Below are 12,929 nucleotides of genomic sequence, written 5' to 3'. Positions count from 1 at the left end.
TCCTGTTATGAATACAGGACAATTGACCTGTTGGGGAAGTCATGAACCCGCATTCCATATTCGAACTTCGCCGTTATCGCCTTCTCCCGGAAGGCAGAGAATCATTGATTGATCTGTTTGACAGGGAATTTGTTGAACCCCAGGAGGCCCTGGGCATGCGCGTCGAAGGGGAGTTCCGCGATCTTGACGATCCCGATTCCTTTGTGTGGGTTCGCTCTTTCAAGGATATGGAAACTCGAACGGAGGCTCTCGCATCCTTTTATTCAAGCCCGACCTGGAAAGAACATGGGCCGGCAGCCAACGCGACGATGCTCAATTCGGATAATGTCCTGCTCTTGAAGCCGGCGGTAGGCGTCCATCCGTTCGCGCATAATCTGCCAAGGGACAAGGAGGTGAGCCGCTCCAACGTGCAGGGTCTTATCAGGCTGAATATCTGCTCGCTCGCCCCTGGGACAGAGGAGGATTTTGCCAGGTTTTTCCGCGACGATGCACTCCCGGCCATGCAGGATGCTGGTGCGCGCATCGATGCTCTGTTTGTGACGGAGCGAAGTAAGAACGATTTTCCCAGGCTGCCGGTTCGCGAGGGAGAAACCGTATTTGTGTGGTTTGAATGTCACGAAGATCAAGACCGTGCCACCGACTACGAGCGCCGCTTGCGGCGCAGTCTCATCTGGGGACGCGAGATTTATCCACGGGTGGACAGCCGGTGCTGGCGTAGGATCGAGGTCGCGCGCTTGACCCCGACTTCGCGGTCGCTTTGCGCTTGGTAAGCGACATTACCAACTCGTCTACACAAAAAATGTCCGCTTCGGCTGCTTTCGGATAGTCCACCAGGCCGATCTGGATCAATTTTGTAATTTATTGCCGTTGATCGATTCATTTTGCGAACTATCATCGATCAGATAGCGACGGCGCGTCTTCGGATCAAAACCCTTTATGTTCAGTTCATCGCAGCGCGAGCTTCTGCGGATCATCGATCAGGGGACGCCGCCAGCATCGCCGCCCATAACGTCCTGATTGCTCCCAACTCCTGAGGTATCCCATGCGCATCGCCGTCGGTGGCATTCATATCGAATGCAGCACATACAATCCCGTCCTGAACCAGGAGAAGGATTTTCGCGTGCTGCGCGGCGCGGCGCTGCTGGAAGCGCCGTATTTCGCCTTCCTCAGGGATTACGATGCCGAGTTCCTGCCGACGATCCATGCGCGCGCCATTGCCGGCGGCCCGGTTTCGCGCGCCACCTACGAGGCCTTCAAGGGCGAATTCCTCGAGCGGTTGAAGCCGTTGCTGCCGCTTGACGGTCTCTATCTCGCCATGCATGGCGCCATGTATGTCGAAGGCATGGAGGATGCCGAAGGCGACTGGATCAGTGCGGCGCGTGCGCTGGTCGGCGAGGATTGCACGGTTTCGGCCAGCTATGACCTGCACGGCAACGTCACGCAGCGCATCATCGATGCGCTCGACATCTATTCCACCTATCGCACTGCGCCGCATATCGATGTCGAGGAGACGATGCGCCGCTCGGTCTTCATGCTGGTCAAGAGCCTGAAGACCGGCGAGAGGCCGATCGTTCTCTGGGCGCCGATCCCGGTGGTGCTGCCCGGCGAGCGCACCAGCACCGTCGATGAGCCGGCGAAAAGCCTCTATGACATGCTGCCTGGGATCGATGCGATCGACGGCGTCTGGGATGCATCGCTGATGGTCGGTTATGTCTGGGCCGATGAACCGCGCGCCACCGCCGCTGCCATCATGACTGGCACCGACCGCACCGTGCTGGAGCGCGAGGCCAAACGCCTCGCCAAGGCCTATTGGGACGTGCGCGAAGACTTCGTCTTCGGCTGCGAGACCGGCTCGCTCGAGGAATGCGTCGCGAGAGCAATCGCAAGCCCGACCGCCCCTGTCGTGCTGGCCGAATCCGGCGACAACCCCACAGGTGGCGGCGTCGGGGACCGGGCCGACGTGCTGGCCGAGCTGATCGCCAGGGGCGCCACCGGCGTCGTCTTCGCCGGCATCGCCGACAAGGCGGCGACCGAGGCCTGTTATGCCGCCGGCATCGGTGCGGAACTGGAGCTCAGCGTCGGCGCCTCGCTCGACACCAAGGGCAGCAAATCGGTCACCGCCTGCTTCACCGTCAAATTCCTCCACGAAACATCGGATGCCGCCGACCGTCAGGCGGTGGTTTCGGTCAGTGGCATCGATCTTGTGCTTTCCGCAAAGCGCCGGCCCTATCACAACATCGTCGATTTCACCCGGCTCGGCCTCGACCCGCATCGGGCGAAGATCATCGTCGTCAAATCGGGCTATCTCTCTCCGGAACTGGCGCCGATCGCCAATCCGAACCTGATGGCGCTATCGACGGGTGTCGTCGACCAGTTCGTCGAGCGCCTGCCGCGGCTGCGCAAGCAGCATCCGACCTACCCGTTCGACAAGGATTTTGACTTCGAACCGCAGGTCTTCATCTCCGCACGTTCACGGCAGGCCTGAAGTTCGCCTGAACCAATTGCGTTTTCCTGGATGATATTGTCGATCGCGGCACCGCCCTGTCGCCACGAGCGACTGTTTTTCCGCATCGCGGCAATGGCCGTGTTTGAGCAAAAAATGGGCATACTTCGATTTGCACAAAAAAGCGCTTGACGGTCGGGGCGATTTGGTTTGCACTGAACCAATAGAAAATTGGTACGGACCATTTAGCGAATGCCGATGGATGAGACGCAGGGCAATTCGAATTATGCGCTGGAGAAGCTGCGGGCCCTCCTGCAGTCCGACAGTCTCGACGCCGACGGCAAGCTGCCGACCGAGCGCGCCCTTTCGGAAATGCTTGGCGTCGGCCGTCGCGCCGTCCGCCGCGCCCTCGAAGTGCTGGAGGCCGAGGGCCGCATCTGGCGCCGCCAGGGCTCCGGCACCTATGCCGGCCCGCGCCCCGACGGCTGGAGCGATCATGTCGGCTCCATCGTCGCCGGCACCGATCTCATGGAAGTCATGGAAGTGCGCCTGCGGATCGAGCCGCAGCTCGCCCAGCTTGCCGCCATGCGCGCCAAGGCCGCCGATATCGAGCGCATGTATGATCTGGTGAAGAAGATCTACGAAAGCACCGATGCCGACGGGCGCGAACTCTGGGACGGGGCGCTGCACCGCCAGATTGCCCAATGCGCCGGCAACGGTTTCTTCCTCACCATCTTCGACGTCATCAACCGGGTGCGGCAGGACGAGGCCTGGCAGACGATCCGCGAGCGCGCCCGCAGCGCCAGCCGGACGCGGTCCGTCACCTTCGGCCAGCACACGGCGATCGTCGATGCCATCGCCGCCCATGATCCTGCCAGGGCGGGCGAAGCCATGCGCCAGCATCTGCTGACGCTGCAGGAAAGCCTCATCCGCATCACCTCGCTCGATCACCGCGAAACGGAGGTCGACAAGACCCTCGCCTGAACAGGGAGGTGAGCAGAGAAAAAAGCAGAGCGGGCCATAACCGCCGGTTGGAAGCAAAAACCAAGCAAAATAGAACAGAGGAGAATGGAATGAAGATCGCCAAATTGCTGACCGCCACCGTTGCCGGCGCCCTGTTTGCGCTTCCTGCCTTCGCCGTCGACCTGAAGATCGGCCTGCAGGACGATGCCGACGTGCTCGATCCCGCGCAGTCGCGCACCTTCGTCGGCCGCATCGTCTATACTGCGATGTGCGACAAGCTGGTCGACGTCTCACCGGACCTGAAGATCGTGCCGCAGCTTGCCACCGAATGGAGCTGGTCGGCCGACGGCAAAGAACTGACCATGAAGCTGCGCCAAGGCGTCAAGTTCCATGACGAGACCCCGTTCAACGCCGAAGCCGTCGTCGCCACCATCGAGCGCAACATCACCCTGCCGGAATCACGCCGCAAGAGCGAGCTGAGTTCGGTCGCAAAGGTCGAGGCGACAAGCGAATACGAGGTCAAGTTCACCCTCAAGGCGCCTGACGTCACCCTTCTTGCCCAGCTTTCCGACCGCGCCGGCATGATCGTCTCGCCGAAGGCCGCCAAGGAACTCGGCGCCAAGTTCGGTGATCACCCGGTCTGCGCCGGACCGTTCAAGTTCGTCGAGCGCGTCCAGCAGGATCGCATCGTGCTCGAAAAGTTCCAGGACTACTGGAACAAGGACAAGATCTTCATCGACAAGCTCACCTATCTGCCGATCCCGGATACGACGGTGCGCCTCGCCAATCTGCGGTCCGGCGATCTCGACATGATCGAGCGCCTGGCGGCGACCGACGCTGAAGCCGTGAAGGCGGATTCGAGCCTGGTCTATGCCGACGCCGTCGGCACCGGCTACATGGCGCTCTATACCAATATCGGCAATGGTGCGCGTGCCGACAATCCTTTCGGCAAGGACAAGCGCCTGCGCCAGGCCTTCTCGCTGGCGATCGACCGCGATGCCGTCAACCAGATCGTCTATGAAGGCACGGCGGTTTCCGGCAACCAGCCCTTCCCGCCAAGCAGCCCGTGGTTCGACAAGGATATTCCCGTCCCTGCCCGCGATCTCGACAAGGCCAAGGCCCTGATCAAGGAAGCCGGCTTCGACCGCGTGCCGATCGAGCTGCAGATCCCGAACAATCCCGTTGCCATGCAGATGATGCAGATCATCCAGTCGATGGTCGGCGAAGCCGGCTTCGACGTCAGCCTGAAATCGACGGAATTCGCCACGCTGCTGAGTGAGCAGACGGCCGGCAACTATCAGCTCAGCCGTTCCGACTGGTCCGGTCGTGTCGATCCCGATGGCAACATCCATCAGTTCATCACCTGCAAGGGTGGCATCAACGACACGAAATACTGCAATCCCGAGGTGGACAAGCTGCTGAACGAAGCCCGTGCCTCGACCGACGATGCCGTGCGCAAGCAGAAGTATGATGCCGCCGCCGTCATCCTGAACGACGATCTGCCGATCATCTATCTCGGCCACCAGTCCTGGATCTGGGCGCTGCACAAGAACATCACCGGCTTCACTCCCTCGCCGGATGGCATGATCCGTCTCGTCGGCGTCAAGAAAGCCGACTGACCAGAAGCCGATCATGCGGCGGAAACCCTCCGCCGCATGATCCCAGTCGTGTCAGGATCGCCCATGTACACTTACATCGCCAAACGGCTCTTGGTCGCCATACCGACGCTTTTGATCATTTCGATCTTCGTCTTCTCGCTGCAGAAGCTGCTGCCCGGCGATCCGATCCTCGCCATGGCCGGTGAGGAACGCGATCCGCAGGTTCTCGAATTCCTGCGCGAGAAATACCGGCTGAACGATCCCGTGCCCTATCAATATTTCCATTGGCTGGGTGCGGCCCTTCAGGGCGATCTTGGCATCTCGCTGCGCACCAACCAGCCGGTTCTGCAGCTCGTCGGCGAAAAGCTGCCGGTCACGATCCAGCTCGCCATCATGTCGATGATCTTCGCCTTTGCGATCGGCGTGCCGATGGGCATCCTGGCGGCCGTCAAGAGGAACACGATGATCGACTATATCGCCAACATCATCGCGCTGACCGGTCTGTCGATCCCGAATTTCTGGCTCGGCATCATGCTGATCCTGCTGGTCTCGGTCAATCTCGGCTGGCTGCCGGCATCCGGCTACGAACCCTTCTTCAGCAATCCGCTGCGTTCGCTGGAAACCATGCTGATGCCCTCCTTCGTGCTCGGAAACTCGCTGGCCGCGACCCTGATGCGGCACACTCGCTCGGCCATGCTCAGCGTGCTCAGCGCCGATTACATCCGCACCGCCCGCGCCAAGGGCCTGCCGGAAAGCACCGTCGTGCTCGAACACAGTTTTCGCAATGCGGTGCTGCCGATCGTGACGTTGACCGCCCTGCTTTTCGGCGAACTGCTCGCCGGCGCCGTGCTGACCGAGCAGATCTTCACCATTCCGGGTTTTGGAAAGCTCATCGTCGACGCCGTCTTCAACCGCGACTACGCCGTCGTCCAGGGCGTGGTGATCTGCACCGCGATCGGCTTCATTCTGATGAACCTCCTGGCCGACATTCTCTATGTCCTGCTCAACCCGCGCATGAGGGCCGCCCTATGACCGCGATCGGAGAGACCGGCATTCCGGCCGCGATCGACCGCACGCCGAGCCGCGCCTGGCGCAAGCTGAAGGCCAACAAGGGCGCCCTCGTCGGCCTTGTTATCATCGCCTTTTTCGCGATCCTGGCGGTCGCCGCCCCCCTCCTTCCAATTCCCGATCCGAACGCCACAAGCTGGTCGGCGATCCGCAAGGCCCCGTCCGCCGCCCATTGGCTCGGCACCGACGACATCGGCCGCGACATTCTTTCCCGGATGATCTGGGGCGCGCAGGCGTCGCTGATGGCAGGCGTCTTCTCGGTGGCGATCGCCGTTGTCATCGGCGTGCCCTTCGGCCTTATCTCCGGTTATTTCGGCGGCTGGATCGACATGGTGATCTCCCGCATCACCGAAGCCTTTCTCGCCATGCCTTTCCTCATCACCGCGATCGCGCTTGCAGCCTTTCTCGGTCCGAGCCTGACCAATGCGATGATCGCCATCGGCCTTTCGGCCATGCCCGTCTTCGTACGGCTGACGCGCGGCCAGGTGCTCTCGGTCAAGACCGAGGAATATGTCGAGGGCGCCCGCTCGATCGGTCTCCGGTCTTCGAGCATCATCACCCGCTATATCCTGCCGAACGTCTTTGCACCGATCCTCGTGCAGGCGACGTTGACCGTCGCCACCGCGATCATCGCCGAGGCGAGCCTCTCCTTCCTCGGCCTTGGACAGCAGCCGCCGGCCCCGAGCTGGGGCTCGATGCTGAATGTCGCCAAGAACTTCCTCTCCCAAGCACCATGGATGGCGATGTGGCCGGGTGCCGCGATCTTCCTCGTCGTCATCGGTTTCAATCTTTTAGGCGATGGCCTGCGCGATGCGCTCGATCCGCGCGAAGCATGATTTCTTGAAAGGACATTTGACATGACCGCATTCACGACCCGTCCAGAAATCCTCGGCACCTTCGGCGTCGTCACCTCCACGCACTGGATCGCCTCGGCGGTCGGCATGAGCATTCTCGAAAAGGGCGGCAATGCCTTCGACGCGGCGGTGGCGACGGGCTTCGTGCTGCAGATCGTCGAGCCGCACCTTTGCGGTCCGGGCGGCGACCTGCCGGCGGTGATCTATTCGACGAGGAAGGACAAGGTCGAGGTCATCTGCGCGCAAGGCCCCGCACCCGCTGGCGCAACGATCGAACACTATACGGCGGAAGGCCTGAGCCTGATCCCCGGCGACGGGCTGCTTGCGACCGTCATCCCCGGCTCCTTCGATGGCTGGATGCTGATGCTGCGCGACTACGGCTCGATGAGCGTGCGCGATGTGCTGGAACCGGCGATCTATTACGCCGAGCGTGGTCATCCGATGCTGCCGCGCGTCTCCGCCACCATCAAGGGGCTCGCCGCCTTCTTCGAGAAGGAATGGCCGACCTCCTACGAGACCTGGTTGCCGAATGGCAGCGTCCCCGAAGCGCATGCGAATTTCAGGAATCCGGTGCTTGCCGAAACCTGGAAGCGCATCATCGCCGAGGCCGAGGCGAAAAGCGGGCGGGAAGCGCAGGTCGAGGCGGCCCGCGACGCCTTCTATCGCGGCTTCGTCGCCGAGAAGATCGACGACTACCTCAAAACCGCCGAGGTGATGGATGCGAGCGGCAACCGCCACAAGGGCGTGCTGACCGCGACCGACATGGCAAGCTGGTCGGCAACGATCGAGGAGCCGCTGACCTATGATTATCATGGCTGGACGATCGCCAAGATCGGTCCCTGGGGCCAGGGTCCGGTCTTCCTGCAGACCCTGTCGATCCTCAAAGGCTTCGATCTCGCCGCGATGAACCCCACCGGCGCCGATTTCGTCCATACCGTCGTCGAGGCGATGAAGCTCGCTTTCGCCGATCGCGAAGTCTATTACGGCGATCCTGATTTCTCGGAAATCCCCGTCGCGCACCTGCTGTCGGAGACCTATGCCGCCGAGCGCCGCAAGCTGGTCGGCGCAGACGCCTCCTTCGATCTTCGCCCCGGCATCGTGCCTGGCTTCGAGGCGCAGCATGATCTGACGATGACGATGCTCGGCGCGGATTCCAAGACCGGCGCCGTCTACGAGCCGACTATGGCGCATCTTTCCGAAAAGCGCGGCGACACCGTGCATATCGACGTGATCGATCGCGACGGCAACATGGTCTCCGTCACGCCGTCCGGCGGCTGGCTGCAATCCTCGCCGACCGTGCCCGGCCTCGGCTTCTGCCTCAATTCCCGCGCCCAGATGTTCTGGCTGAAACCAGGCCTGCCGACCTCGCTTGCCCCCGGCAAACGGCCGCGCACGACGCTGACGCCGTCGCTCGGCCTTTATGAGGGCCGCCCGACGCTGGCCTTCGGCACACCCGGCGGCGACCAGCAGGAGCAGTGGCAGCTCTCCTTCTTCCTGCGCTACGCCCATCACAAGCTGAACCTGCAGGCGGCGATCGACCAGCCGCTGTTCCACACCTCGCATTTTCCAGGCTCCTTCTATCCGCGCACCCGCGAACCCGGCAGCCTGATGGCGGAAGCGAATTTCGGCCCCGACGTCCTTGATGCCCTGCGCCGCAAGGGCCACAAGCTGACGGTCGCCGATGTCTGGACGATCGGCCGGCTGACTGCCGCAAGACGCGATGCCGATGGGCTGTTGCGTGCCGCAGCCACCCCGCGCCTGATGCAGGCCTATGCGGTCGGGAGATAGACATGACCTGGTCAATCGTCGCCCGTGACCCTTTGACCGGTCATCTCGGCATTGCCGTCGCGACCCGCTTCTTCGCCGTCGGCGCTCTCGTGCCGCATATTCGCGGCGGCATCGGCGCCGTTGCGACCCAGGCCTTTGTCAGCCCGCTTTACGGCGTCGACGGCCTGTCGCTGCTGGCCGCCGGCAGGGCGCCCGAGGAAATCATCGCCGAACTGACCGGGCGTGACGCCGGCCGTAATCAGCGGCAACTGCACCTCATCGATGCGAAGGGACGCAACGCCGCCTTCACCGGCGCCGCATGCATCGACTGGGCGGGACATCTGATCGATGAAAACGTCTCGGTTGCCGGCAACATGCTCGCGGGACCTGACGTCGTCACCAAAACGCTTGCCACCTACAACAAGGCGCTGGACAAGCCCTTGGCCGAACGCCTGCTCTTGGCGATGCAGGCAGGCGAAGATGCCGGCGGCGACAAGCGCGGCAGGCAGTCCGCCGCCCTCGTCATCCACCGCGATCAGGATTATCCGTGGCTGAGTATCCGCGCCGACGATCATCCCGATCCGCTCGGCGAACTTGTCCGCCTCCATGCAGTGGCCAGTGAACGCTACCTGCATGTCGCGGAGACGATGGCGACGCGGCAAAATCCGAACGGCATGACCGACAGGCGCGAGATCGATGAAAAGATCGCGACGCTGGAAGCGGCCCGCATCGCGGCAGGCAGGCCCTCCGCCTCCTTCGCCACGCCTTTGAAGACGTAACCCAGAGAAAACCAAGGGAACGACATGAGTGATGTTTCTTCAGCACCCGCCTCTCCTGTTCTCTCCGTCCGGAACCTGACGACCTCCTTCCTCGTCGATGGTGACTGGAAGCCGGTGGTGCGTGATGTCTCCTTCGATGTCATGCCAGGCGAGACGGTGGCAATCGTCGGCGAAAGCGGCTCGGGCAAGAGCGTCACCTCCCTTTCGATCATGCGGTTGCTTGCCAAGGGATCGAGCCGCATCGATGGCGCCGTCACCTTGAACGGCAAGGATGTACTCGCCCTTTCGGAAAAGGAGATGCGCCGGGTGCGCGGCAACGACGCCGCCATGATCTTCCAGGAGCCGATGACGTCCCTCAACCCGATCTTCACCATCGGCCGCCAGATCTCCGAAGCGCTCACCTGCCATGGCGAGATCGGCAAGGCGGAGGCGCGGGCCGAAACCGTCCGCCTGCTGGAAAAGGTCCGCATCCCCAACGCCGCCGCGCGCTTCGACGAATTTCCGCACCAGTTCTCAGGCGGCATGCGCCAGCGGGTGATGATCGCCATGGCGCTCGCCAGCCGGCCGAAATTGCTGATCGCCGACGAGCCGACGACGGCGCTCGATGTGACGATCCAGGGCCAGATCCTCGATCTGATCAAGATGCTGCAGGAAGAAGAGGGCATGTCCGTGCTCTTCATCACCCACGACATGGGTGTCGTCGCCGAAATCGCTGACCGCACCATCGTCATGTATCGCGGCGAGTCGGTGGAAACCGGCACGACCGACGATATCTTCCATCGCGGCCGGCATCCCTATACCCGCGCTTTGCTCTCCGCCGTGCCACGCCTCGGCTCGATGGCCGACCGGAAGTGGCCGCTGCGTTTTCCCGTCGTCGACACCACGACCGGCGAACGCCGCGAGCCGATCGAGGTGGCCGATACCGTCGACCGCCGCCGGACGCCGATCCTTGAAGTCAAGAACCTCGTTACCCGTTTCGATATCCGCGGCGGGCTGCTCGGCCGCAAGACGGGCGCGATCCACGCGGTCGAGGACGTCTCCTTCGATCTCTTCCAGGGCGAGACATTATCGCTCGTCGGCGAATCCGGCTGCGGCAAATCGACCACCGGTCGCTCGATCACCCGCCTCGTCCAGCCGAACGGCGGCAGTGTCAGCCTGGACGGCTATGACGTGCTGAGCCTTGACGCGGTCAGCCTCAGACGGATGCGCCGCAGCATCCAGATGATCTTTCAGGACCCCTTCGCCAGCCTCAATCCGCGCATGACCGTCGGCGCCGCCGTCGCCGAACCGATTACCGAACACCGCCTCGGCACAGGTGCCCAGGCCCGCGACAAGGCGGCCGATCTTCTCGAACGCGTCGGGCTTAAACCCAACATGATGAAACGCTATCCGCACGAATTCTCCGGCGGCCAGCGCCAGCGCATCTGCATCGCCCGCGCGCTCGCGCTCGATCCGAAGGTCATCGTCGCCGACGAAAGCGTTTCGGCCCTCGATGTCTCGATCAAGGCACAGGTCTGCAATCTGCTGATGGACCTGCAGCAAAGCCTCAACCTCGCTTTCCTGTTCATTTCCCACGATATGGCGGTGGTCGAACGTGTCAGTCATCGGGTCGCGGTGATGTATCTCGGCGAAATCGTCGAGATCGGCCCGCGCGCGGAATTGTTCAGCAACCCGCAGCACGCCTACACGAAGAAGCTGATGGCAGCCGTCCCCGTGCCCGATCCCTCACGTCGCGGCATCAAGCGCAACCTCGGAACCGACGAGCTCAACAGCCCCGTTCGCCCGGTTGGCTACGTCACGCCGCCACGCCGATACCGGGAAGTGACGGCAGGCCATCTGGTGCGGGTCGATGAAGCCGCGTGAGCGTGCAAAACCCACTCTTTAAGCATCTGAAAAACAAGTATTGCCGGTGGCGCGCGGGCCACCCTTTTTGCTGCACCGCTTATATGACTTTTGCTAGATATTATTTCATCGATAATTCTTAACGACCGATTCCACCGATTTGTGTTCTCTTATCCCTACGAATCAAAAAGGTTTGATTTGCCCGGGGACGGCCACCATGTTGAAGCATGGGGCGATGCAACAGTTGGGTAGGAGCCTATGCTGCAACGGATCGAAGACATTGATGCAGCGCTCGTCGACAGGCTGCAGCATTCGGCGTTCAAGTACTTCCTGAAATATTCCAATCCCGAAAACGGCCTGGTGGCGGACACCTCGATCGGCGGCGTGCCGGCGAGCATCGCGGCCGTCGGCTTTGCGCTGTCCTCCTATCCCGTCGGTGTTGAGCGTTGCTGGATCAGCCGCGAGGAAGCAGCCGAGCGCACGGTCAATACGCTGCGTTTCTTCGCCGAGGCGCGCCAGGGCGAGGAGCGCCACGCGACCGGTCACCGCGGCTTCTTCTACCACTTCCTGCATATGGATACCGGTCATCGCGCCTGGAACAGCGAACTTTCGACCATCGATACCGCCCTGCTTGTCGCCGGCATTCTCACGGCTGCGCAATATTTCGATCGCGAAGACGACGAAACGGAGACTGAAATCCGTGAACTCGCGACCTTCATCTATGAGCGCGTCGACTGGCGCTGGGCGCTGAACAAGGGCGACACGATTGCCATGGGTTGGAAGCCCTCTTCCGGCTTCCTGCGCTGGCGCTATCACGGTTTCGACGAGGCGATCATCCTCTACACGCTGGCGCTTGCCTCGCCGACGCACCCCATCCCGCAATCAAGCTACGACGCCTTCACGTCAAGCTATTCCTGGATGCTGCATGGCGAGCAGTCCTATCTCTATGCCGGGCCGCTCTTCATCCACCTCTTCTCGCATGCCTGGATCGATTTCCGCACCATCCAGGACAAGCCGATGGCGGAGCGGAACTGGGATTATTTCCGCAACACGCAGGTGATGATCAACGTCCAGCGCGACTATGCCGAACGCAATCCCGGGCAGTTCGTCGGCTATAACAGGAATATTTGGGGATTCTCCGCCTGTGACGGTCCGCCGCCGACACGGCGCATGCGCGGCGGTCGCCAGCCGAAGGTTCTGGGTTATGCCGCGCGCGGCGCTCCGCTTGGCCCGGATGACGGCACGATCGCACCCTGGGCAGCCCTTGCCTGCCTGCCCTACGACAAGCAGGCCGCTCTCGACGGCACCAAGGCGCTTCTGACCACCTATCCGAACCTGCTCTTGGAAGGCGGCTTTCCCGGCGGCTTCAATCCCACGGTCAAGACCAAGCGCCCGGAAGGCTGGGTCGACGACCGCACCGTCGGCATTGATCAAGGTCTTGTCGTCATGACCGTCGAGAACGAGCGCTCCGACTTCATCTGGAAGCTGATGCGGCAATCGCCGGTCATCCGCCTCGGGCTCGAGCGCGCCGGCTTTACCGGCGGCTGGCTCGAAGGCATCGAGCCGGCAGATGTAGTGCGCAAGTTCGGCTAGCGCATAAGCCCGGAAATCGAAA

Annotated in this window: 10 protein-coding genes; all 10 read left to right on the top strand. The window is 62.2% G+C overall.

Annotated features, from left to right (window positions below; translation table 11 throughout):
• Positions 1 to 41 precede the first annotated feature (41 nt).
• The 10 genes from FHT75_RS24970 (at position 42) to FHT75_RS24925 (ending at position 12,907) form a co-directional block, all read left to right on the top strand.
• Positions 42 to 770 (top strand): NIPSNAP family protein, encoded by a 729-nt coding sequence (locus FHT75_RS24970; protein WP_025602955.1) that lies wholly within the window; start codon positions 42 to 44, stop codon positions 768 to 770.
• 272 nt (positions 771 to 1,042) lie between these two features.
• Positions 1,043 to 2,485, top strand: a complete 1,443-nt coding sequence (locus FHT75_RS24965; RefSeq protein ID WP_097595962.1) for a M81 family metallopeptidase — start codon at positions 1,043 to 1,045, stop codon at positions 2,483 to 2,485.
• A gap of 210 nt (positions 2,486 to 2,695) precedes the next feature.
• The gene (locus FHT75_RS24960) at positions 2,696 to 3,427 is read left to right on the top strand and encodes a FadR/GntR family transcriptional regulator (RefSeq protein ID WP_097595961.1); all 732 of its coding nucleotides are present in this window, start codon (positions 2,696 to 2,698) and stop codon (positions 3,425 to 3,427) included.
• A gap of 89 nt (positions 3,428 to 3,516) precedes the next feature.
• Positions 3,517 to 5,025, top strand: a complete 1,509-nt coding sequence (locus tag FHT75_RS24955; RefSeq protein ID WP_097595960.1) for an ABC transporter substrate-binding protein — start codon at positions 3,517 to 3,519, stop codon at positions 5,023 to 5,025.
• 63 nt (positions 5,026 to 5,088) lie between these two features.
• Positions 5,089 to 6,036, top strand: coding sequence for an ABC transporter permease (locus FHT75_RS24950; protein ID WP_025554961.1), 948 nt, complete (start codon positions 5,089 to 5,091; stop codon positions 6,034 to 6,036).
• Complete coding sequence (locus FHT75_RS24945; RefSeq protein WP_047615675.1) at positions 6,033 to 6,908, top strand: ABC transporter permease; 876 nt, start codon at positions 6,033 to 6,035, stop codon at positions 6,906 to 6,908. Before FHT75_RS24950 ends, FHT75_RS24945 begins: the two co-directional genes overlap by 4 nt.
• 21 nt (positions 6,909 to 6,929) lie before the next feature.
• Positions 6,930 to 8,714: a gamma-glutamyltransferase family protein gene (locus FHT75_RS24940; protein WP_097595959.1), complete on the top strand. Its 1,785-nt coding sequence runs from the start codon at positions 6,930 to 6,932 to the stop codon at positions 8,712 to 8,714.
• A 2-nt stretch (positions 8,715 to 8,716) separates the two neighbouring features.
• Positions 8,717 to 9,472, top strand: a complete 756-nt coding sequence (locus tag FHT75_RS24935; protein WP_028757761.1) for a DUF1028 domain-containing protein — start codon at positions 8,717 to 8,719, stop codon at positions 9,470 to 9,472.
• A 24-nt stretch (positions 9,473 to 9,496) separates the two neighbouring features.
• A complete protein-coding gene (locus FHT75_RS24930) occupies positions 9,497 to 11,335 on the top strand; it encodes an ABC transporter ATP-binding protein (protein WP_097595958.1) in 1,839 nt (612 codons plus the stop codon).
• Between the two features lie 237 nt (positions 11,336 to 11,572).
• Positions 11,573 to 12,907 (top strand): glucoamylase family protein, encoded by a 1,335-nt coding sequence (locus tag FHT75_RS24925; protein ID WP_028757759.1) that lies wholly within the window; start codon positions 11,573 to 11,575, stop codon positions 12,905 to 12,907.
• Positions 12,908 to 12,929: the final 22 nt, after the last annotated feature.

Origin of the sequence: Rhizobium sp. BK112 (assembly GCF_014193215.1) — a bacterium.
Classification (GTDB): domain Bacteria; phylum Pseudomonadota; class Alphaproteobacteria; order Rhizobiales; family Rhizobiaceae; genus Rhizobium; species Rhizobium anhuiense.
This window is presented reverse-complemented; position numbering and strand designations above follow the sequence as displayed.